Genomic DNA, 24,049 nt, shown 5'->3' with positions numbered 1-24,049 from the left:
TTGACGGATGATACACAAATAACATTGCATGCAGGATTCTTTGAATCTTTCGAGCGATACGAGGAATTTTTCGCTTTGTTGAAGAAGTGAAGAGGCTAACAAGTTCGATTTATGCGGATAATGGCGTGTGGCTCAATCGCTTTTCGTGGTGATTGAGCCACGTGTTAGCCGCAACCTTGAAAAACAAAAAATACAATGAATAGAATATTGGCACTATACATCTTTTTACTATTGTGTGGCACGGTTTCCGCACAACAAATCGTAGAATGGAGCGATTTGCAGACTATAACAGATAACTCACGGCGCACGGTCTATTATAAAAAAGGCAGAAAACAGCCGTTACGGGGAAAATATCGCATTATACGAGGACTTGACGAGGAGTGTGTTAAATTTTCCGATGGCATGATAAACGGTGATTATCGCCGCTATCGTGATGGGGTGCTGCGTGAATCGGGTATATATGCCAAAGGCAAGCGTAACAGCACATTCACGGAGTATTACCAAGACGGCGTTACTCCCCGAAAGGAAACACCCATGCAGCAAGGCAAGATAGACGGAACTGTAAAGACCTATTTTCGTAACGGCAAAATAGAAGCCGAAAAGGAATATAAGCAGAGTGTGGAGAGCGGGCGGGAGCGCCGCTTTGACAGCAAGACAGGAGAGCAGATTTTTGAATCTCATTATATCGACGGGAAAAAAGATGGCGAGGAGTGGGAAATCTTCGAGGATGCGAGCACGCTTCGCAGCAGGATAATACGCCACTACCGTAACGGAAAACTTGACGGCTCTTATCGTGTGGAATCGACACGGGACGGCAAACCCTATATAACTATCGAGGGACAATACACTGACGGCGAGAAATCGGGGCAATGGATAGAACATAACTATGATAACAATACCCAAACCTGCACATGGCATGGTGAAGGTGGGGCTTAAACAGAGATGAAGATAGTTATCATAATACTACTTTTAACGCTTGCATCGGTCGTAAGCTGCGAGCCACCCATGCCGCCGACGGACGAGGAAATGATACGCCACTTCGCCACGCACGAGGCGGCATTCGACAAGATACGCAAAATCATGGCGGAGAGTTCGGAGGGAAGCTTTCACTATCCACCGCTCTCTCCCTGCGATATTCTCATCCTTGATTCGGCAGGACAAATATCCTACCAACCGAACCAAGTGCAGGACACGCCGGTACACGGGTTATCAAGATCTGACCGAATACAACTCGACTCCTTGTTGTCAGAGATTGGATGCGGTCTTGTCCTTGTTGACCGCAGGGAGCAGGAAACGGCAGATTCGGTATATGTGAGCTTATTTATGCTGTACTACTCCCACGGCATCGTGGATGCGGGAACATCCAAGAGTTTCGTTTACGATCTCGAATTGAGAAGCCGCCGTGACATCCGTATCACCGAACACGGCGACCTGAACAAAATTTACCGCAGGACATACAATGACACTACGCTATACAAGCCCGTCAAGGAAGGCTGGTATATAGAGTTAGACCATTCACGATAATTTTCTTTTTTCGCAAGTCGATTTTATAAAATTGTCACCGAAAGTTCGTACTTTCGGAAAAAGATGTTATATTTGCAAATGAAAGAGTTATTTGACAGCATAGCAATGTAAAACGCTGAAATTCGCACAGTTGCTAAATCGTTACCTCTATTTCTCAAATAATTCGCTAAAAGTTTATTTCTCAATCGGTTAAGTCAAACCGAGAAAAATCTAAAATAACAATAAATAAGAACGATATGATTAAGCATTATATAAAAGTAGCCATCCGGTTGATAAAACGGAGCTTTCTGTTTTCGTCTATTAATATGTTGGGATTCGTGCTGGGAATGACAGCCGCTTTCCTGATTTATCTCTGGATAGTGGATGAGCTGACATTCGAAGATTTCCACAGGAACCGCGACTCTGTCTACCGGGTGATTGCCGTAGACCGGAAAGACGGTGGGGAAATGAAAGAATCAGCTTACACGGTGGCCCCGTTGAGTAAAGCATTACGGGAGGAGTTCCCACAGATGGAGAATGCAACCTTTGTGCTCAACTTCGGTATGCTGAACCTTCATTCGGGAGCAAATCTGATCGAAGCGAAGTATACGTTTGTGGATACGGCCTTCTTTGATATGTTCAGTTTCCCGGTGATAGCGGGCGATCCGGCCCAGATGAAGAAAGACCCGCAACAGATCGTGCTGGCGGAGTCTACGGCAAAGAAGCTGTTCGGAGATTCTCCGGCTGTCGGCAAAGATGTCACCTGTCAGTTTCTGGGGCAAGTTCACCGTTATAAAGTGGCGGCAGTCCTGAAGGTGCCCCGTAAAAGCCATATCCGGTTTGAAGTGTTGCTGGGTGAACAGGCCTATTTTGAGCCGCTGAGCTGGGATTTTGCGGAAGGAACGAATGTATATATCCAGTTGAGGAAAGGCGCCGTATTGTCGGATGCCGACCGGAAGGCTATGGGCCGTACCTGGATAAATCAGCGGGAAGACGGGATGCCGTTGGAGTTCCAGCCATTGAAAGATATTCATTTACATACCTCATTTAAAGACCCGTCGGTCGATAATTACGGAAATATGTCGCAAATCTGGTTGTTTATGGCGTTGGCTCTGTTGATTATTTTTATGGGGGCATTCAACTTTACCACTTTGTCGACTGCCCGTGCATCGCTGCGTTATAAGGAGATCGGTGTCCGGAAGGTGACAGGGGCGAAACGTAAGATGTTGATTACGCAATTCCTGTCCGAGAGCTTGGTCCAGGCTTTCCTTTCGCTGGTCCTGGCGTTGGCACTGACGGAATTGTTGTTGCCTTTCTTCAACCGGTTTGTCGGGAAAGATATTGTTTTGTTGTTTAACTGGCAGACTATGTTATTTATCCTGTTCGGTATAATAGGAGTCGGGAGTCTGGCAGGAGCGTTCCCTGCTTTCTATATGTCGTCGTTCAACCCTTTGCTGGCCTTTAAAGGCGGAAAGGCAACCGGCCGGAAAGGGACGCTTATCAAAGGCTTGGTGTGTGTGCAGTTTGTCATTGCCATTACGATGCTTTTTTCCACTTCGGTAGTCTTCCGTCAGCTTCATTACCTGCAAAATGCAGACCTCGGACTGGATAAGGAAGATATGGTCGTCGTGGATTGTGATGTATTCGAACTGATGGCCTACTACGGCAACCAGGGAATAGATGATTATAGGCAGGAAGTAATGAAAAATCCGAATGTCGGGAATGTGGCGGGAGGCGTGGACTTGTCGAATTACCTTCGGGGACATAAGACGGAAGAAGCCGTTTTCAGTTGGATGGGTGAAAACGGACAGGTCGATTCGCTGAAAATGGTCGGTGTTGTGGGGGACGGCAATTTTATGAAGACATTGGGAGTGACCTTGCTGAAAGGCGAATCTTTCGGTGCCGACAAGAATGCCTATATGGATGGCACTTATCAGAAGGAGTCGCCGGTAGTCATTAATGAAACCGCCTGGAAGATGATGCAGGTGAAAGACCCGGTAGGCATGGTCGTTCAGAATAAAGGATGGTTCGGGGAGACTGCGCGGATTGTCGGTGTGGTGAAGGATTTTCATTTTCAGTCGTTGCGTGAGGAGGTCAAACCGGCTTACATCTATTATTCCCGTCAATTATTGAATACAATGTATATAAAGATATCACCCGAGAATAAGGCGGGGACATTGAAGTTCCTGAAAGAGAAATATGAAGAGATGCGCCCGGACAATGTATTTTCCTACCGTTTCTTTTCCGATGCGTTGAACCTGAATTATGCCCATGAACAGCAGTTGAGCCGGATGTTTCTGATCTTTACGGTCCTGGCAATCGTTGTCGCCATGATGGGCGTACTGGGACTGGTTGCCCTGGCAACCGCACAGCGGACGAAGGAAATAGGTATCCGGAAAGTGAACGGTGCGCATTCCGACCGCATTGTCCGTATGTTTTGCCGGGAATATATGATTTGGGTGGGAATCGCCTTTGTGGTAGCCTGTCCGGTCGGTTATCTTCTGATGGTTCGCTGGCTGAGTAATTTTGCCTATCAGACTCCTATCAGTTGGTGGCTGTTTCCGCTGGCGGGACTGATTATCCTGCTGATAACCTTCCTGACAGTTGTAGCGCAGACCTGGCGGGCAGCTTCCCGGAATCCGGTGGAGTCGTTGAGATATGAATAAATGAATAAGAATAATAAAATAAGCATCATGATAAAAGCAGTAAATTTAACGAAAGTATTTCGTACGGAGAGTGTTGAGACTACAGCCTTGAACGGTATTAATCTGGAAATAAACCAGGGAGAGTTCGTTGCAGTAATGGGGCCTTCGGGTTGCGGTAAATCAACATTGCTGAACCTGTTGGGGTTGCTGGATAATCCGACTTCCGGCGAGTTGTGGTTTCTGGAAGAAGAAGTTTCACGTTATACGGAGAATAACCGGACAGACTTGCGGAACGGTAATTTGGGATTTGTCTTTCAGAGTTTCAACTTGATAGACGAACTGACGGTCTTTGAGAATGTGGAATTGCCTCTTTTATATGCCGGAGTCCCGGTAAAGGAACGGGTTGCGAGGGTAAATGCCGCACTCGACCGGATGCAGATTGCCCATCGTACGGAACATTATCCGCAGCAGCTTTCCGGCGGACAGCAACAGCGCGTGGCTATTGCCCGTGCTATTGTAACGAATCCCAAGATCATCCTGGCGGACGAACCGACCGGAAACCTGGATTCGGTGAACGGTAACGAAGTCATGAATCTGCTTCTCGAACTCAACAAGGAAGGTTCAACCGTCGTCATGGTGACACACTCGGAAGAAAATGCCCGGATGGCAGGACGTTTAATCCGCATGATGGACGGAAATATCCTGACTGAAAGCAGGAAGTAAAATCTTTTTGTGCTTCACTGAAAATATTGTACCTTTGCTCCCTCGAAAAATAAACGGTATATGGACAAGATCCGATTAAAAGATAAAGAATTTGAACTGTTTATCCCGGAGAAGGAGATCAAAGATGCCATTGCGAAGATGGCTAAACAGATTAAGGCAGATGTAGGAGATACTAACCCTCTGTTCGTAGGCATATTGAACGGGGCGTTCATGTTTACCGCAGAACTGATGCGGCAGATGGACACCTACTACGAAATTACGTTTGCCCGCTATTCTTCTTATCGTGGCCTCAATACCACCGGAGTTGTTCGTGAGATCATGCCGGTGCAGGCCGATGTGAAAGGACGTACCCTGATCCTGCTGGAAGACATTATCGATACCGGTTACACCATGCAGTTTGTCATGGATAAGCTGAGAAACGACGGTGCGGCGGATGTCAAGCTGGCAACCATGCTCTTCAAACCCGATTCCCTGAAATGCGATCTGAAGCCTGACTATGTCGGTTTGCAGATACCAAGCGACTTTATTGTCGGTTACGGGCTGGATTATGATGAAATGGGGCGTGCCTACCGGGATATTTACAAGGTGACAGTTAGTAGTTGACAGATGACAGCTTACAGGTGAGTTTGATAACTGAAAAATACATTTATAAATAAGGAACAATATTATGTTGAACGTTGTTATTTTTGGAGCTCCGGGTTCAGGAAAAGGAACACAGAGTGAGTTGATCATTAAAGAGTATGGTTTGGATCACATTTCAACTGGTGATGTATTGCGTGCTGAAATGAAAGGTGAAACCGAACTTGGTAAGATCGCTAAGGATTATATTGAAAAAGGTCAGCTTGTACCGGATGAACTGATCGTTGATATGCTTGCCAAAGTATTGGACAGCAAAGCCAGTTCAAAAGGTGTTATCTTCGATGGTTTCCCCCGTACTATCCCGCAGGCAAAAGCATTGAAAGAAATGCTGAACAAACGCGGTACGGATGTTTCAGTGATGCTGAACCTGCAGGTTGAAGAAGAAGAACTGATTTCTCGTCTACTGGAACGCGGCAAAGTATCAGGACGTTCGGACGATAACCTGGAAACAATCAAATCGAGACTGGATGTTTATCATAAACAGACAGCTCCTTTGGCAGATTACTATGTGGGAGAAGGCAAACACGTCGGTATCCACGGAATGGGTACAGTCGAAGAAATCTTCGATCGTATCAAAGAAGCGATCAATAATTTGTAAATTAAACAATGTGCCGATATGCCAATAAGGGTTTCTTCATTGGCACATTGGCATATTATCACATTAAATAATTATTTTTTATGGCTGAATCAAACTTTGTAGATTACGTAAAGATCTATTGCCGCTCGGGAAAGGGCGGAAGAGGGTCTTCTCACTTTCGTCGTGAGAAATATATTCCGAAAGGAGGCCCCGACGGAGGCGACGGAGGGCGAGGAGGCCATGTGTATCTTCGTGGCAACCGAAATTACTGGACCCTCCTGCATCTGAAGTTCGAACGTCATATCATGGCAACGAACGGCGAAGGCGGCAGTGCCAAGCGCAGTTTCGGAAAAGACGGTGAAGACCGGGTGATCGAAGTGCCGTGCGGAACTGTAGTATATGATGCCGAAACCGGCGAATATATCTGCGACGTTACCGAAGACGGCCAGGAAGTCATGCTGCTGAAAGGCGGTCGTGGCGGACAAGGCAACTGGCATTTCAAGACATCTACCAACCAAGCTCCCCGTTATGCTCAACCGGGAGAACCGGCTCAGGAACGTAAGGTTATCCTGCAATTGAAGTTGCTGGCAGATGTGGGGCTGGTAGGTTTTCCGAATGCCGGAAAGTCGACTTTGCTTTCTGTCGTATCGGCGGCTAAGCCGAAGATTGCGAATTACCCGTTCACGACACTGGAACCGAACCTGGGCATCGTAAGTTATCGCGACCATCGGTCATTCGTGATGGCCGATATTCCCGGTATTATTGAAGGAGCCAGTGAGGGGAAAGGTCTCGGACTCCGTTTCCTTCGCCATATCGAACGAAACTCGCTGCTTCTGTTTATGATCCCGGCAGATACCGACGATATTAAAAAGGAATACGAGATCCTTCATAACGAACTGGTAAAATACAATCCCGAATTGCTGGGTAAAAGCCGTGTGCTGGCAATCACCAAGAGCGATATGCTGGATGACGAACTGATCGAAGCTCTGTCGGAGGATTTACCCGAAGGTATTCCGCATGTGTTTATCTCTTCCATTACCCAGCAGGGTATTACGGAGTTGAAAGACCTGTTGTGGAAGGAACTGAATAAGGAAACCTTCCACGAAGTCGAGAACATCGTCCACCAGAACATCGATGTCAGTTCGATACCGCTGGATGATGATGACGATGATTTCGTCTTTCCTGTCGACGACGACGATCCGGATGAAGAGTATGAAGAATACGAGTGGGACGACGAAGATGAAGAAACTGAAAAGTAATACAGTAGAAATGTTGCAATTCTCCGGATTAAGCGGAGAATGCAACATTTCTCATTTTATAACGACCCGCCATGGAGGAGTGAGCCAGGGGAATTATGCGACGATGAATCCGGGAGAGTTCAGCGGTGACGATCCGGCTTCCGTCCGGATGAACCGTCAGCTCCTTTCGGATGCAATGGGAATTTCTCCCGAAAGGATTTTTGCCCCCTGTCAGGTGCATGAAGCGGAAATAAGTTGTATTGATGCCCAACAGCAGGAGATGCACGGAAAAGATGCTCTGGTGACGGATATACCGGGAATCTGCATCGCTGTTTCTACGGCAGACTGTGTCCCGGTTCTGGTCTATGCGCCGGATAAGAAGGTGGTGGCGGCTATCCATGCCGGATGGCGGGGAACGGTAAAGCAGATCGTTGCAAAAACCATCCGTTGTATGGCAGACCGTTATTCTTGTAATCCTGCCCTGATGATGGCGGGTATCGCCCCGTCGATCAGCAAGGAGGCTTTCGAGGTAGGCGAGGAGGTGGTCGATGCTTTCAGGGAGACTGGTGTGGATATGAATCGTATCATGGAACGAAACGCTCAGACCGGTAAAGCCCATATCGACCTCTGGGAGGCAAACCGTATCCAGTTGCTGCAATCCGGATTATTGCCGGAGCGTATTGAAGTTTCCGGAATCTGCACCTATCAGCACCATGAAGATTTTTTCTCCGCCCGCCGGGTGGGAATAAAAAGCGGACGTATCCTGTCCGGTATAATGATTAAAGAGTAATACTATATGATACATGTTTCTATCTCGGAAGAAATAGCGAAGGCTTGCCCGGACCTGCATGTCGCCGTTGTGGAATGCGACGTGGTAAACACCGTTTCGGACGAACAATTGTGGAAAGAAATAACAGAAGTGGAAACCCATATCCGCACAACCTGCAAACTGGAAGATATAAACAAATTTCCTCCTATCCAGGCAACCAGGCAGGCTTATAAGCGTCTGGGGAAAGATCCGAACCGTTACCGTCCTTCGGCGGAAGCGCTTCGCCGGCGTATCCTCCGAGAATTACCCTTATATAAAATAGATACATTGGTCGATATAATCAATCTCCTATCTATTCAGAGCGGTTATTCTATCGGCGGGTTCGATGCCGGTAAGATTGACGGAGATCTGGTGCTGGGTGTCGGTCGGGAAGGCGAGATTTATCATGGAATAGGCCGTGGCGAACTGAATATAGCCGGCCTCCCGGTCTATCGCGATAATCAGGGAGGCGTTGGTACTCCGACCAGCGATGAAGAACGAACCAAGATCGACATGAATACGGGAAAGCTGTTAATGATTATAAACGGATACTCCGGAAAAGATGGCCTGCAAGAGGCGTTGACCTATGGGGTGTCCCTATTAACCCGATATGTATCAACAACTAATTTGGAAATGGAGTTGATTACGCCTGAAAGTAGAGTGAAAATTATGTTATAAACGCGTTAATTATGTTTAGAAACCTCAAAAACACCCGTTTTTATGCTAAAAAACATCTATTTCCTTTTGTTTTAATCGATTAATCTATAAATTTGCCCCCGTTAACGAATTAACAAAACGAAAAAGAAAATGATCGAATTGATTGGTACAAACGCCGGCCTTGTTTGGACAGTTTTAAACGAAGGCGGAAAAATGAGTGTTAAGGCAGTAAAGAAAGCAACTAAGATCAAAGCAGAAAAAGACATGTATGCTGCATTTGGTTGGTTAGCAAAAGAAGGAAAGTTGTCTTTCGAAGAGATTGAAGGTGAATTATTTGTTGCGTTGATCTAATCGCGTAACCGATACTAGGTTAGGAGGGCTGTTCGGATATTATTTGGACGGCCTTTTGTGTGTTTGGATGTTTTCTGTTTAAAAAAACAGACCGCCTTGTTGTTTAATTCAATTCTAAATTTTACTTTTGTCTAGAATTTGGTGTGAAATGACCGAAGATCAAAAGAGATTGTTGGCTGTATTTGAGGTTAGAGTTCGTGATTTAATGGAATTATGTAATAAGCAAAACCATAAGATCGACGAGCTCACAACTGTTTTGAACCATAAGGAAGCAGAACTGAAGCAGGCAATAAAAACGATTGAAGAGTTGAATACCAAATGCGATAAACTGCTGACAGCAAGAGTCGTTTCCGTAAATGAAGGGGAAATGAAAAGTGCAAGGATGCGTTTATCGAAGTTAGTGCGGGAAGTAGACAAGTGCATTGCACTATTAAACGAATAGAAGCGATGGACGATAAATTTCTTATACATTTAGATATAGCCGAAAAGAGTTACGGTCTTTGGATTGATCGGAAAGACGAGCAGTTGGCGCGGGATGCCGCCAAGCAGATACGTAATAAGATCAATCAGTATCGGCAAAATTTTGCTCAGTCCGATGTGGATGTAAAAGATTTGTTAGCCATGGTTGCTTTTCAATTGTCTATGACTAATTTGCAATTGGAAGATAAAAACGATACAAGTCCTATTACAGATAAGATACAGGAACTCACGGGTGAGTTGGAACAGTATTTGAAGGATAAGTAATTATAATATAATTGTAAGAAGAGTTTCCGCACTGCTCTGCACGGTTGCCGTGTATTGTAGTGCTTTTTTTGTTTTATATATATATGAATTTAAATTATAAGTAAAATGACAGTGTATATAATCATATCATCAATTGTAGCTCTCCTGATAGGAGGGTTGTTGACGTGGTTGAGCATGCGTTTTCTTCTGAAGTCGAGGTACGATTCCGTACTGAGGGAAGCCGAGAAGGAAGCGGAAGTGATCAAGAAAAACAAATTGCTGGAAGTAAAGGAAAAATTCCTTCATCTGAAAGCGGATCTGGAAAAACAAGTATCGGCAAGGAACGCAAAGATCCAGTCGGCCGAAGGTAAGTTGAAACAACGTGAACTGACACTCAACCAGCGTCAGGAAGATTTGCAGCGTAAAAACTGCGAGATTGATGCGGTGAAAGAAAATCTGGCTACTCAATTGGAATTGGTAGATAGAAGAAAACAGGATCTGGAAAAACTTCATCAACGGGAGATCGAGCAGCTGGAAGCCCTTTCCGGACTTTCTGCCGATGAGGCGAAAGAACGCCTGATCGAATCGTTGAAAGACGAAGCCAAATCGGAAGCAACTTCTTATATCAATGAGATCATGGAAGAAGCGAAGATGACGGCTAATAAAGAAGCAAAGAAGATCGTTATCCAGTCTATCCAGCGTGTAGCGACTGAAACGGCGATCGAAAACTCCATTACCGTATTCCATATCGAATCGGATGAGATCAAAGGACGTATCATCGGACGTGAAGGCCGTAACATCCGTGCCTTGGAAGCAGCTACTGGTATTGAGATCGTTGTCGACGATACCCCCGAAGCAATCGTTCTTTCCGGCTTTGACCCGGTTCGCCGTGAGATTGCCCGTTTGGCATTGCACCAGTTGGTACAGGACGGACGTATCCATCCGGCCCGTATCGAAGAGGTGGTGACGAAAGTTAAAAAACAGGTGGAAGACGAAGTGGTTGAAACCGGTAAACGTACGGTGATCGACCTGGGTGTTCATGGACTGCATCCCGAACTGATCCGTATGATCGGTAAGATGAAATATCGTTCTTCTTATGGTCAGAACCTGTTGCAGCATGCCCGTGAAACGGCTAACCTTTGTGCCGTGATGGCTTCTGAATTAGGATTGAACCCGAAGAAAGCGAAGCGTGCAGGTTTGTTACATGATATTGGTAAGGTGCCTGATGATGAACCGGAATTGCCGCACGCAATCCTGGGTATGAAGCTTTGCGAAAAATATAAGGAAAAACCGGATATTTGCAATGCAGTAGGGGCCCACCACGATGAGGTTGAGATGCAGACATTGCTGGCACCGATTGTTCAGGTTTGTGACGCTATCTCCGGAGCTCGTCCGGGTGCCCGTCGTGAAATCGTTGAGGCTTATATCAAACGTTTGAACGATCTGGAACAATTGGCTCTTTCTTATCCGGGTGTTGTGAAGACTTATGCTATCCAGGCAGGCCGCGAGCTTCGCGTTATTGTTGGGGCAGATAAGATCGACGACAAGGATACGGAAAACCTGTCAAACGAAATCGCAAAGAAGATACAGGACGAAATGACTTATCCGGGGCAGGTAAAGATTACGGTTATCCGCGAAACCCGTGCTGTAAGTTATGCGAAATAAAGTCCTTTAGGATATATTTGAAACTAAAATTTAAGGTGGCCGGTCTGAAGAGATCGGCCATTTTTTGTTGGCTGAAACTGTTAATTATTAGACTGTCGGGAATATATATCAGGGTGATGTGAATAGTCTATTTTGCACAATAACAAGTTGTTATCTGTCTTTTCGCGTTGTGTTTTATCAGTTAAATTAATATATTTGCCGTGAGAGGTACGAAAATCACTATATTCTATATCTAATTACTCATTTAAATCTTTTACCACAATGACACTAAAAAAGTTTGTTTTGATTCCCGTGATTATTGGTGTTTTAGCATGCCTGATACAGGCATTGGACCAGTTGTTGTACACCTCCGTGCCTCCCGAAGGAAATGTCGGTTTTAGTTGGATCTCTTTTCAGTCGTGGGCGGTTTACTTCCTGGCTGGTTGTACGGTGAGGGATAAAAGCCTTTATTGCTTATGCGATCGGTATTGCTGCCTCCATTGTTATTATGGTTCTAGGCGGTGCGATGACGCCTGCTCTGGGATTCTTTGCCGTGCCTGTGGCGGTAGGAGTGATTGCTTTCTGTGCTATTTTCTGTGAGCGGAGCGAATGGATGTCTTTAGTACCGGCGTTGTTTATTGGTGCGGGTGCTTTCTTTGCCTTTATGAATTATGTGCCGAATGCCACTTTTGCTACGGCAGCTCTGATGGAGATGATTTATTGTACGATCGGTCTGTTATTCGGTTATATCACTATCTGCCTGCGTAGCGCTTATGAAAAGAAAGTAAGCGAAGATGAGAAAAAATAGTTGAAATAAAAAAGTTCACTCTTCACGTGGGGAAGTGAACTTTTTTATATACGGCGTGATTTTATCATGTTTTATGACTATCTCTGTATTGTGAAGGTGTGCAACCAACAACAGCTTTAAAAGCTGTACTGAAATAGCGTTGGCTGTTAAAACCAGTTTGCTCAGATATTGCTAATATCGTCAAATCAGTATTAGTTAACATTTGGGTTGCTTTTTCAATACGTAGCTTATTGATATAATCATTTATGCTCATGCTTGTCAATGCTTTCATTTTTGCGTATAAAGAAGAACGGCTCATTCCTATATTGCTTGTCAGGTATTGCACGTCCAGGGCTGGGTTCGAAAGATTCTCTATAACGAGGCTATTCAGTTTCAATAAGAACTTTTCATCAATATTACTAAGAGGTGAAGTCTCTGATTCTGTAATAACAAAATTATAATTTTTGTAGCGTGATTTGAATAATTCGATATGCCTGAGTTGATTGCGAATCAACATTAGTAATACATCGATATCAAAAGGTTTAGCCAAATAGGCTTCGGCACCTGTTTCGTACCCTTGGTACATACTTTCCGCATTATTTCTGGCTGTCAATAAAACGACTGGGATATGACTGATTTCAATATCCGTTTTGATACGGTGAGTAAGTTCAATTCCGTTTATTTGAGGCATCATAACATCGCTGACAATTATATCAGGATGATTTTTATAAATCAAATCGAGTGCCTTACTTCCATTTTCGGCAGTATAAACAGTCTTAAATTTGTCAGTCATGGCATCTTTTAAAAATGATAACATTTCAGATTCATCTTCAACAATAAGAAGTGAATAGGTTTTCATATCAAAACGAAGTCCTTCCTGGATTATGAAATCATTGTCATCAGTGGAGGACAATAGGCTGTTTAGATAGTTTTTTTCCGTGTAAACAATCTCTTTTTCGGTATTATTTGCTTTTAGTTCGAAAAAGAATGTAGAACCTTTCCCCTCGTTGTCTACTGCTCCAATATTCCCGCCATGTAACTCAATCAGTGTTTTAGAGTAAGATAAACCGATTCCGCTACCCGGTTGGTGATTATAGCCTTGATAGAAGCGGGTAAACAATTTGTTTGTATCGACGTCTTCGAGACCGGCCCCTTCGTCGCTGACAGATACTTTTACGTATTCTCCTACTCTTTGGGTCGATAAAGTGATACTGGAGTTATCCGGACTGTATTTCAACGCATTCATTAAAAAATTGGAAAGAATGACTTCGCATTTGTTTTTATCGAAAGAAACAGACGTTATAGAATGATCGAATACATATTTCAACTCGATTTTTTTTGTACTGAATTCTTCGTGGAAGTCTTCTGCAATGGAATGAACCCATGTATTCAGTTCATGAGGTTGCATGTGCAAGATATCCTGACTCACTTCCATCTTACGAATGTCCAATACCATATTTATAATGTTGGTCATTCGTTTAGCTTGCTTATATATGCCTGTTAATTTTTTTTGAGTTTCTTCTTCGAGATTATCCTGGTTCAGCATTCTTTTTAGCGGTGCATAAATTAATGTGAGAGGTGTACGTAACTCATGACTGATATTAATCAGGAAACGGACTTTTCCTTCATATACTTTTTGTTCGTGTTCTTTCATTTCCCATTTTAGTTTGGTGCTTCTTTTATGGAAAATGCCGATAACGATGCCTATTCCGATAGCAATGGTCAATAGAATGACGCTTAGAATAAACCAGGCACTTGTCCACCAGGGGGTCGATATGGTAAAAGATAATACTTTTATGGGAGTACTCCAGTTGCCGTCTTGCATATTGCATGATACAAATATTTGGTAATCACCGTAGGGTAATGTATGAAAAGTGAGCATAGGTTCATACGACTCGGAGGTGTATTTGTCAGGACCTATGATTTGATAACTGAACATTTTTTTTCGGAAAACATCTTCGTCATTAGACATAATTTTGATTACCAGTGAGGAATAATTCCAGGGAAGTTTAATCTGTTTTCCGGAATCCTTTATCTGGCGCTGATTTATTCTGACTCCGTCAAGAATTAAATCAGATAACTCTATGCGAGGCATAGAGTTATCATTAAGTTTTATATCATTACTGATGCGTGTTAATCCGGAAATACCTCCCATAAAAATATCTCCGGACTGGGAAATCAATACCGGTTTGGGTAGATATTCATTCGGGTAAGCTCCGTTCGATTCACCCAATAGGATAAATTTATCTTCTTCTGGGAAATAAGTGACAAGCATATCCTGTGTGCCTATCCACAATCTGCCGTTTTTATCTGAAATCAAAGAACTGACTCCGTGAAAAAGATTAGTTTCGATGGTCTTGATTTGATTGTTTTTATAATCGAAATGATGCAAGTATTGATTTGTTCCAATCCAAAAGTTTCCTTTGTTGTCGTCACAAATAGCAGTAATCTGTTCATTGACATTTTTCAGATTGAAAATAACCTTTAATGTACTGTTTGTATTATCAACTTCGAATAATTGCTTTATACTGAATAAATAAGTATGTTCCTTATTGTTTGAAACAACTTGTAAGGAACTGACGGTGATATTGGGAACCTGGTCGGTCAATTCTATGCCGTTGAATGTTTTCTTTTCGATATCGTAGAGATAGACCTTGTTAGCTAAGAAATGTATTTTGTTTTTAGAAAACTTGTTTATATTGACAGCCAGTCCCATGTGGTAAATATCTTCATCATTTTCTTTGTCAACGAGCCTGAATGGTATGAGTTGTCTTGTTTTTATATTGAAACGGTATAGACCTTTGCCAAAAAAAGAAAGGATTAATTCATTTTTATCTAACTTTGAAATAGAGGTTACTTTTTCATTTTGCGTTTCAGGATAATAGGAGAATGTATTGTTTTGAAGATCTAATTTATTGAGGCCTCCCCCGTCGGTACCGACCCATATCATACCATCGGAATCTTCATACAGGCTGGAGATAGTTCCATCACTTAATCCCAGCTTATTGTTAGGTTGAACTTCCCTGTATGTTTTTATGGACACTTCACGAATTCCGATCAGACCTCCACGAATACTTCCGGCCCATAAATTGTTTTTTTTATCGATATACAGACTATAAACAGAGTTGACAGGGAAGGAATAGATATCACCCGGTGAATGTTTGATAAAAGAAAAAGATTGTTTTTTCCGGTCGAGTATATTGATACCTCCGCCATCGGTGGCTATCCACAAATCTCCGTTCCTTTCTTTTATATCCAAAATTATATTGTTGTTTAACCTTGAATTATTAGTTTGATAATGTTTAACCAGTTTTTCTTCTTTTGAAAAACACAGTAATCCTTTCCCATAAGGTGACACCCATAAGTTTTGCTCCGAATCGATATAAGTTGCCAATGTATTTTTTTCCTTGTAAAAAGGAGACCTTTCTATCTTTCCGCTTCTTAGGTTATAGATCCATAAGCCTTCCCAGCGACATCTGATCAATATCTTATCCTCCTTCCAGTATTCCATGGAATTGAAATATACTTTGTAATTTTCAGTTCCATTTATGGCTACAGGCTGGATCTTTTTGTGTTGATAGTCATATTTATAGATTATACCTCGTCCCCCGAATAAGATTCCGTCAGGTAATAACAGGAAAGAACGAACATTTATATTTTTGTCTTGATAGAGTACCGGGACAAAATGATCCAAATCATAATCGTATATGACTAAACCTTTCTCTGTTGAAATCCAAATGTTCAATAACGAGTCTTCTGCTATAAAATGAATCAGGTCGCTAGGTAAACTACCTTCTGTATCTTGTTTGTAACGATAAGTTTTTATTACGTTTCCGTCAAAACGGTTCAGTCCGAATTTCGTTCCGATCCAGATGTATCCTTTTTGGTCATTTAATATACATCTGACAGTGGATTGGGAGAGGCCTTCCTTAATGGATAACTGCTTAAAATAATAATCAGAAAAAGGATAAGCCTTACAGTTGCATCCTATAATAAGCAGTAATAATAGTATAGAAAAAGTTATTGTGTGTTTCATTGCTGATCAATATAGTTGTGGCAAAGATAATGAATTTCCAGCGGATGATATGAAATCAGGCTTATATTTGTTCCATAATTGTCCTCTCGGCTTCAAATATTGTATTTATTAACGGTATTGGACAAAAATGGAAAATAAATCGGAATCTATTAAACATACAAATCTAGCCTCCCTCATACATTTGCAGACACAGATAATTTAAATTTTTATTAACTTTTAAAATCTATAGTTTATGAGAAAGAAAATTTTACTTGTAGCTGCAGCTTTTGTAATGACAGCGAATGTAATGGCTCAGACGGATATAACTCCTGCCCGTTATGTATTTGCAAATCAGGAAGTAGGTACTTACTTATATGATGAGGCGATGGCCGGAGCTAATCCGCCTACTGCATTTACAAATGCAGTGGAAAAATTTAATGACGGTTATATTGTGTTGAATAACGGACAATTTGGTGCTGGATTGGCTGAAGCTCCCAATGCAATGTATATCCAATCGGGATCTTCTATTGTTGATTTGGGTGGAGAAGTAGGTAAAGTCTTATGTATTAAAGGTTCGAATTCTACTTTCTCGGCAGGAAAAGCAGCCGAAGGTACTTTTAATATCGGTTGGTGGAATATGAGCCTTTTCACTAAAGATGATGTTCCTGAGGAAACACCGGTACGATTCAGAGTTGTATTTAGAATTATAGAAAATACCCCTGATTTATCCAATGGGCAATTATCTGCTCAACCCTATACATATGCCGGTGATTTCGCTGATGCCACGGAAGTTTACGGAAGTGGTCATTTTATTGCCAGATGGGAAGATGACAATTCACCGAAAGAAGATGAAAATGGAAATCTTTATTATGATGATGAGCTTTGGCAGGTTACTGAATTTGACTATCAGGCTGGAACAGAAGCAGGAATTCCTTTGCGTCTAACTTTGCATTTTGCATCTCAGGCTAAGCTACCTAATTCAGCCATTTTAATTAAAGAAATCAAAATGACACTGAATCCGACGGGAGATGCAAAAACGGAGCAGATTCGTTTGAAATCGACAACAGTTGCCAATGAGGACATCAAGGTAAATGATAAAATATCTTATACTATTCTTGATAATCAGATAGAATTCCAGGGACTGACTCCGGGGGAAAAAGTTTATATCTACACTACTGACGGCAAACAGGTAAAACTATTTGTTTCCAATGGCTCCAACGACCGCGTTTCTTTGACCAGTGGTTTCTATTTTGTCAGATCAGGAGCTTCTACATTGAAGGTTTTGATTAAATAATTCAATCAGTATCTCATATTTTGTTAACTCAGAACAGTCATGTGTAAAAAACTTACTATAATTAGTATAATCGCTTTTTTGTGTGTCTTGTCCACAAAAGCACAAGTTGATAATTATGCGTTGAAACTGGTAGATAACAGCACCATTTCGTTCGGAAATATATCCGAGATGAATGGTTTGTCCTCTTATACCATTCAATTTTGGATGTGTCCATCCGGATGGAACAAAGGAACTGTCATCTACCAGGAAGAAAATTCTTTTGGAGCACGGTTAGGTGACGATACCGAACTGGTCTTCTTTGCTGGTAAAGAGTCTTTTTCTGTTAAGTCGCCGGATCTGGGAGTGAATAAATGGGCACATATCACACTGATTAGTGATAAAGGTGAACTGACTGTTTTAATAAATAACCAGGTTGTGAAGACTTTGTCACTAGTTTTTACAATACCGGCAACAAATGCGATTTTTAAATTGGGGGGTACCTTTTCAGGCAGACTGGATGAATTTAGAATATGGGGTACTGTTTTGTCTTCCGATTATGAGTATATGTGGCGGAATACATTGAATAAGTTTCATCCGCAATGGAAAGATCTGATTGCATATTATAAGTTTGATCAGAATCTATGTCCCAATGTGGTGGATTATACATATCGTCATCATGGTGAATTTACAGGGCAGTCCGGACGGGAGATCGTGACCGACAATCCTGACTTTACTTATTGTATTGTGGCTGCATATACTGATTTCGGTCGTTTTACAGACCGAGCTATCGATAAAGACAAATATCTTTTAGCTAATACATTAATAGTTTTAGGAATCAATTCTTATCCCGATGGAACCGTAAATGTCAGTTATCCCGATAATCAGGGTACAGTTGCAAATGGGACCTATATGAGTGACTATAAAGGTAGAAAAGGGATTCTTGCTTTAAATGGAAATGGTGCTCAGATGGAGGTCGGAACCAAGGCTTTACGATCTACTTCTACCTATTGTTTTCATACCTGGATTTATTTGGAAGAATGGACGGAAGGGGCTTTTATTATTAAAAAAGAAGCTTCCGATACAAACGGATTTTCAATTCGTCTTGGTGCTGAAGACAGTAAGCAGATTATCGTCCGCTTAAATGGTAAAGAATATATCCGCGACAAGAAAATGGAAATCGGGAAATGGGTACATCTGGGTGTGTCGACCAATAAGGAAAATGGCAAAGGGGAACTTTACTTGTTTACCTTCAATGGAGTAGCCTCTTTCCCTTCACGTGGAAACTTTCCGAATGAAGAGGTATCTTATATTCTACCCGATTTGTCGGATGTTCCGGCTGTTGTCGGCCTGAATTTACATGCCAAGTTGGATGAAACAGTTATTTGGGCAGGAGGGAAGAGTCAGGCTCAATTGAAATCTATTATGAATAACGGAGTGATCATGCCGGGGTTTGAGATCCAATTGGATGCTTCGTCGCTTTGGCCGACCGATTCTTATTGGGCATATGATAAGCAGGATAATTTGGGATATGATTCTTATTCTTTTAAACATTATATTAATATTATGCGGAGCGCTTATGACGGGCATAGAGGTTTTAAAATCAAGATGAGTGTCAGTAGTCATACTGGTTGGGAAACAACTTTCAGTGATGCTGGTCTCAGGAAGAAATTAGGAGAGAATATAGCAAAACTCGTTAATGAAACTGACCTGGACGGTGTTGATCTGGATTTTGAATGGACATACAGCGATACTGGATGGAAAAACTATGCATTGGTAGTAGAGCAAATCCGTAAAAACCTGAAAACAGGAAAAATACTAACGGTGACTCCCCATAATGTATCTTATCGTTTTCCGGTGGAATATATGAAATATGTGGATTATTTCCTGTTTCAGGTTTATGGACCGAATGATAAAAATATTTTTACACGGAATGGTTATCAAGCAGCTTACGATAAATTTCTGAGTTGGGGGTATCCGAAAGAAAAGATCGTGCTTTCTTATGCAACTACCACATCGGCAGGAATGGATGAAAATAGCAATGTAATTAAAAACGGTAATGCAACAGCGTATCCTCCGATTGGCATCCGCAATCTGTTTGATGATTTCTACTCTCCAGAAATTGATCGTATTTATCAGGAATCACCCGGTTGTTATCGTCTTTTCTGCGGTTATGACCAGACACTTTGGCGAAATCGGTTCGTAAAGGATAATCAACTTAGAGGTATTATGTATTGGGATATGGGGAATGATGTGAAAACATCTCATCCGTATAGCTTGGTAAAAGGTGCTAATTTCATATTAAACAGTAATGTGGATACATTGGTTACAAAAGTTAGTATAACTCCGGTCGGTAATATTTCTGTTTCCGTCAATCAGGACAAACTTCAGATATATCCTACATGGGTAGAAGAAACGGTCTCTTTTATATTGAAAGAGGGAGAGAGGCCGGAATATGTCCGGATCTTTGATGTGTCCGGTTCATGTGTGATTGGAAAAAAGATAAATGATGACTCACTGTACGTTGGAAATTTATCGAGAGGAAATTATTTTGTCCAACTATTTACAGCTACAGGAAAAGCCTTCAACGGTAGATTTATAAAGAAATAATTAATAATTGGTTATAATCCATGAAAAAATCATTTTATTCACTTTTAGTCGGCAGTCTTCTTTATTTTTCATTTTCAGCATGTGAGGATGACGCGACAAATCCAGGTGATTTCAGTTTGAAACCGACCCTGGAAGTTACCGGTATTGCTTCGGCAAGTAATAATTCATATACTTTCAATCTGGCCAGAAGTATCGATACTACATACCGTTATTTTTATACGGAGTCGGATACGTTGAAAGATCAAAACGGGAATTTAGTAAAGGATGAACAGGGTAACTATCAGATTACAAAAGATAGTATCTATTACGATGGGCAGACTACCGGTAAACTATATGAGATGGAAAAAATTATGTTGGACCCCGACATCGATACCTTGATGATATCGATTGCCAGCAACTGCAAATGGAAAGCGCCGATGCCAAGCAGCGGCGGAAAGGTACAATGGTTTTTTACCCAGAACCTGGCCGGTGGGGGAGACGGAACGCTGACGGTGGCTGTTACGCGCAATAGAAATGCGTCGCCCCGTGCTGTGGATGCTGTACAAATTGTGCATACTCCGGATAGTACGATTATGTATAAACTTATTTTCGGACAAAAAGGAGTTAGTAAATAAAAAGGATAAGCCTAATAATACAATTGCAAAGATATGAGACAAATAATTATGTTCATTTGCGGATGTCTTCTTTCCTTGTTAACCGCAAACGTTTATGCCCAGAACATCTCTGTAAGAGGTGTTGTTTTGGACGATATGAATGAACCGCTCCCTGGAGCGAATGTATATATAAAAGGGACTTCGAAAGGTACGATGACCGACATCGACGGTAAATTTACCTTACAGGTACCCAATTCTAAAAGTATTCTCGTGATTTCCTATATCGGTTACAAGGATAAGGAAATAACCGTAGGTAAACAACAGGACTTGAAGGTCGTTTTAGAGAGTAATTCGGAATTGATCGACGAAGTCGTTATCGTCGGTTTCGGTACGCAGAAAAAGATCAATGCGACAGGATCCGTAAAAACGATCGATAACAAAGTCTTTGAATCCAGACCATTGACGGATGCGGTTCAGGGATTGCAGGGGACAATTGCCGGTTTGAACATTACCAATGATCAAGGGGGTGCGTTGGGGCAAAAGATGGAAATCAATATTCGTGGTATCGGTTCCATAGACGAAGGTTCCAGTTCTGCTCCGCTGGTGTTGATCGACGGGATGGAAGGTGACTTATCGACAATCAATCCGAACGATATCGAGAATGTTTCCGTACTGAAGGATGCTGCGGCTGCCTCTATTTACGGTTCCCGCGCTCCTTTCGGTGTGATCCTGATAAAGACGAAAAGCGGATCGAGCCGTATTACTCAAGTAAACTATACAGGTAATGTCCGCATATCCAATCCGATAAAAGTTCCCCAGATGGTGGATTCTTATACATATGCATTAATGATCAACGATGCTTTCATCAATGCAGGAGGCGGTGCGCAATTCGGACAGGGACAACTGGATAAAATTTTGCAGTATCAGCGTGGCGAACTGCCTTATGGCATCGAAAAAGTGGCTGATCAAAATGATTGGACTTGGGGACAGCGGAGTTTCGGTAATACCGACTGGTATGATACCTATCTGAAAAAAGCGACGGTTTCGCAGGAACATAATGTCAGTGTTAGTGGAGGTACTGATAAAGTAAATTTTTATTTTTCAGGAAACTATCTGGATCAGACCGGTCTGTTCAATTATGCCGATGAACAGTTTCAACGTCTGTCCATCAACGGAAAGGTGGGTGTCAATTTTAATAAGTACGTGCAATTGGTTTGGAATTCCCGCCTTGTGAATACGGAAAACGATAAACCTACAGCCATGAACGACCTGTTTTTCCATAACTTGGGACGTCGGTCACCTCTAATGCCTCTTTATATGCCTAACGGTGAATACAACCGAGAATCCATGATTCCAGCAATGAAAGACGGAGGGCGTGTGAACAACAAAAATCAGCAACTGTATAACCAGGCTACATTGACCATTACACCGATTGAGAAATGGAATATCCATGTTGAACTGAACAGTCGTTTGGAATCACCCCGTGATACCCGTCAGTTTAAAAAGATTCAAAGCAGTCTTCCCGATGGTACTTTACAATATATATCTGTGTTGGAAGGCGTAGCCGACAAGACTGAAGTTAAGGATAACGGATCATTCAACCGTCAGCCTGCGGCCGGAGTAAGTTACTTTGAAAAAGGTAACGGACGAGTCAACTATTTCAATACGAATATTTATACGAATTATGACTGGAATATTGATAAGCATGCTTTTGGAGTATTGCTGGGCGGACAATCGGAGTATTATTATACCGAAACGACCCGTGTAGCTTCAGATGATATTTTGCTGGATGATAAACCTTTCCTGCCATCGGGTGCCGGTACCAATACGATGATGTCAGATAAGAAAGGAGAATGGTCTTCACTCGGTTTCTTCGGACGTATCAATTATAATTATGATGAACGTTACATGGCTGAAGTCAATCTGCGTTATGACGGTGCATCACGTTTTCCCTCCAATCAGCGCTGGGCATTTTTTCCGTCTTTTTCCGTGGGATGGAATATCGCCAGTGAGCCGTTTTGGGAATCTTTAAATGAAGCCGGTTTTGAGTATTTGAAATTAAGAGGTTCGTATGGGAAGCTGGGAAGCCAGAACACCACGTCTTTTTATCCGTATTACCAGAAGATGGAAGCTAAAAATGCCTCCTTGGTGCTTGGTGGGCAACAGGCCGTTTCACTTCCGATGTACAATCCTTATTCTGTCAGCCTGACCTGGGAAAAGATTGAAAATATGGGAGCTGCGCTCGAATGGGGATTCTTTAAGAATCGTTTTACGGGAACATTGGAATGGTTTCAGCGTTCAACTAAGGATATGGTTGGCCCCTCCAAGTCGTTGCCTTCTATTTATGGAGCCAGCGCTCCGAAAACTAACAATGCGGAATTGAGAAACCGGGGTTGGGAATTCGAAATCGGATGGAGAGACCAGGTGAATAAGAATTTCGGCTACGGTATTTCGGCGACCTTCAGTGATTATCAGACAGAGATAACCCGCTACGACAGTCCTGACGGTAAACTTGACGGCTGGTATAGCGGAAAGAAATATGGCGATATCTGGGGATATGAAACGATTGGCATAGCTAAAAGTGATAAAGAAATGACCGATTATTTGGCTTTGCACGATCAATCTTCGATTGGTAGCAAATGGGGCGGCGGCGATATCATGTATAAAGACCTGAATAACGACGGAAGAGTGGACAAAGGTAGTGAAACCGTCAATGATTACGGTGACCTGAAAGTGATAGGTAACGGTACTCCCCGTTTTGCTTATAGCTTTACGTTGGATGCACGCTATAAGTTCATTGATTTCAGAGCCTTTTTCCAAGGCATCGGTAAGCGCGACGTATTCTTTAAAGATAGTGCGACTTTCTTCGGGATGGTAGGAGCTTGGCAACGTTCTCTTTACACAAATCATCTGGATTACTTCCGGTATGCCGGCGAAACATTGGGTGCCAATATGGACGATCCTTACTACGGACGCATAAGAACAGACAGAAACAACTCGCAAGTGTGTGATCGCTTTATGCAAAACGCAGCTTATCTGCGTTTGAAGAACCTGCAAATCGGTTTTAATCTACCGGAATATACGAAACTGAGCAAATATGTGAAGAGGGCCCGTCTGTATGTATCCGGTGAAAACCTATTTACTATTACTAAACTAAAGATTTATGATCCGGAAGCTGTCGGTAAAACTGACAGTGCCTATGGACCGGGTAAAACCTATCCGATGTACAGAGTATGGTCAATAGGTCTGGACGTAACTTTCTAAAT

The 24,049-nt window shown here is 42.4% G+C and carries 19 protein-coding genes; 18 read left to right on the top strand and 1 reads right to left on the bottom strand.

Features of this window, described 5'->3' with window-relative positions; translation table 11 throughout:
• The first annotated feature begins 195 nt into the window (after nucleotides 1-195).
• The 14 genes from DWW91_RS07320 (at nucleotide 196) to DWW91_RS28010 (ending at nucleotide 12,316) form a co-directional block, all read left to right on the top strand.
• Nucleotides 196-936, top strand: a complete 741-nt coding sequence (locus tag DWW91_RS07320; RefSeq protein ID WP_008144979.1) for a toxin-antitoxin system YwqK family antitoxin — start codon at nucleotides 196-198, stop codon at nucleotides 934-936.
• A gap of 6 nt (nucleotides 937-942) precedes the next feature.
• Nucleotides 943-1,524: a DUF4948 family protein gene (locus DWW91_RS07315; protein ID WP_008144980.1), complete on the top strand. Its 582-nt coding sequence runs from the start codon at nucleotides 943-945 to the stop codon at nucleotides 1,522-1,524.
• Between the two features lie 236 nt (nucleotides 1,525-1,760).
• Entirely contained in the window at nucleotides 1,761-4,169 is a 2,409-nt protein-coding gene (locus tag DWW91_RS07305; RefSeq protein ID WP_122327355.1) for an ABC transporter permease, read from the top strand.
• Nucleotides 4,170-4,196: 27 nt separating this feature from the next.
• Nucleotides 4,197-4,871 (top strand): ABC transporter ATP-binding protein, encoded by a 675-nt coding sequence (locus tag DWW91_RS07300; RefSeq protein ID WP_007659043.1) that lies wholly within the window; start codon nucleotides 4,197-4,199, stop codon nucleotides 4,869-4,871.
• Nucleotides 4,872-4,931: 60 nt separating this feature from the next.
• Nucleotides 4,932-5,474, top strand: a complete 543-nt coding sequence (hpt, locus tag DWW91_RS07295) for a hypoxanthine phosphoribosyltransferase (RefSeq protein ID WP_122327354.1) — start codon at nucleotides 4,932-4,934, stop codon at nucleotides 5,472-5,474.
• A 64-nt stretch (nucleotides 5,475-5,538) separates the two neighbouring features.
• Nucleotides 5,539-6,108 carry an adenylate kinase gene (locus DWW91_RS07290; protein WP_007659038.1) on the top strand — a complete coding sequence of 190 codons (570 nt, stop codon included), beginning with the start codon at nucleotides 5,539-5,541 and terminating at the stop codon, nucleotides 6,106-6,108.
• Between the two features lie 80 nt (nucleotides 6,109-6,188).
• Nucleotides 6,189-7,346, top strand: a complete 1,158-nt coding sequence (gene obgE / locus DWW91_RS07285; protein ID WP_007659037.1) for a GTPase ObgE — start codon at nucleotides 6,189-6,191, stop codon at nucleotides 7,344-7,346.
• Nucleotides 7,291-8,115: a peptidoglycan editing factor PgeF gene (pgeF, locus tag DWW91_RS07280; RefSeq protein ID WP_122327353.1), complete on the top strand. Its 825-nt coding sequence runs from the start codon at nucleotides 7,291-7,293 to the stop codon at nucleotides 8,113-8,115. The genes obgE and pgeF overlap by 56 nt, the downstream gene beginning before the upstream one ends.
• Nucleotides 8,116-8,121: 6 nt before the next feature.
• Complete coding sequence (locus DWW91_RS07275) at nucleotides 8,122-8,811, top strand: B3/4 domain-containing protein (RefSeq protein ID WP_046145087.1); 690 nt, start codon at nucleotides 8,122-8,124, stop codon at nucleotides 8,809-8,811.
• Between the two features lie 129 nt (nucleotides 8,812-8,940).
• Nucleotides 8,941-9,141: a winged helix-turn-helix domain-containing protein gene (locus DWW91_RS07270; RefSeq protein WP_007659033.1), complete on the top strand. Its 201-nt coding sequence runs from the start codon at nucleotides 8,941-8,943 to the stop codon at nucleotides 9,139-9,141.
• A gap of 148 nt (nucleotides 9,142-9,289) precedes the next feature.
• The gene (locus DWW91_RS07265) at nucleotides 9,290-9,583 is read left to right on the top strand and encodes a hypothetical protein (protein ID WP_007659032.1); all 294 of its coding nucleotides are present in this window, start codon (nucleotides 9,290-9,292) and stop codon (nucleotides 9,581-9,583) included.
• Nucleotides 9,584-9,588: 5 nt separating this feature from the next.
• Nucleotides 9,589-9,885 (top strand): cell division protein ZapA, encoded by a 297-nt coding sequence (locus DWW91_RS07260; protein WP_007659031.1) that lies wholly within the window; start codon nucleotides 9,589-9,591, stop codon nucleotides 9,883-9,885.
• Between the two features lie 105 nt (nucleotides 9,886-9,990).
• Nucleotides 9,991-11,529: a ribonuclease Y gene (gene rny / locus DWW91_RS07255; protein WP_007659029.1), complete on the top strand. Its 1,539-nt coding sequence runs from the start codon at nucleotides 9,991-9,993 to the stop codon at nucleotides 11,527-11,529.
• A 487-nt stretch (nucleotides 11,530-12,016) separates the two neighbouring features.
• On the top strand, nucleotides 12,017-12,316 hold the full coding sequence (locus tag DWW91_RS28010; RefSeq protein WP_233584436.1) for a DUF1097 family protein: 300 nt from the start codon (nucleotides 12,017-12,019) through the stop codon (nucleotides 12,314-12,316).
• Nucleotides 12,317-12,380: 64 nt separating this feature from the next.
• Here the strand turns inward: DWW91_RS28010 and DWW91_RS07245 are convergent, their stop codons facing one another.
• On the bottom strand, nucleotides 12,381-16,331 hold the full coding sequence (locus DWW91_RS07245) for a two-component regulator propeller domain-containing protein (RefSeq protein WP_122327352.1): 3,951 nt from the start codon (nucleotides 16,329-16,331) through the stop codon (nucleotides 12,381-12,383).
• Between the two features lie 232 nt (nucleotides 16,332-16,563).
• Here DWW91_RS07245 and DWW91_RS07240 point away from each other — a divergent pair, with 232 nt between their 5' ends.
• The 4 genes from DWW91_RS07240 to DWW91_RS07225 are packed head-to-tail and all read left to right on the top strand — an operon-like array spanning nucleotide 16,564 to nucleotide 24,047.
• Nucleotides 16,564-17,604: a T9SS type A sorting domain-containing protein gene (locus tag DWW91_RS07240; RefSeq protein ID WP_147426538.1), complete on the top strand. Its 1,041-nt coding sequence runs from the start codon at nucleotides 16,564-16,566 to the stop codon at nucleotides 17,602-17,604.
• Nucleotides 17,605-17,643: 39 nt separating this feature from the next.
• The gene (locus DWW91_RS07235) at nucleotides 17,644-20,190 is read left to right on the top strand and encodes a LamG-like jellyroll fold domain-containing protein (RefSeq protein WP_122327350.1); all 2,547 of its coding nucleotides are present in this window, start codon (nucleotides 17,644-17,646) and stop codon (nucleotides 20,188-20,190) included.
• 20 nt (nucleotides 20,191-20,210) lie between these two features.
• Complete coding sequence (locus DWW91_RS07230; RefSeq protein WP_122327349.1) at nucleotides 20,211-20,804, top strand: hypothetical protein; 594 nt, start codon at nucleotides 20,211-20,213, stop codon at nucleotides 20,802-20,804.
• A 33-nt stretch (nucleotides 20,805-20,837) separates the two neighbouring features.
• Complete coding sequence (locus DWW91_RS07225; protein ID WP_122327348.1) at nucleotides 20,838-24,047, top strand: TonB-dependent receptor; 3,210 nt, start codon at nucleotides 20,838-20,840, stop codon at nucleotides 24,045-24,047.
• The last annotated feature ends 2 nt before the right edge of the window (nucleotides 24,048-24,049 follow it).

Origin of the sequence: Parabacteroides sp. AF17-3, assembly GCF_003635445.1 — a bacterium.
Lineage (GTDB): Bacteria > Bacteroidota > Bacteroidia > Bacteroidales > Tannerellaceae > Parabacteroides > Parabacteroides goldsteinii.
Note: the sequence above shows the minus strand (reverse complement) of the source record. Positions and strands in the feature narration are given on the sequence as shown.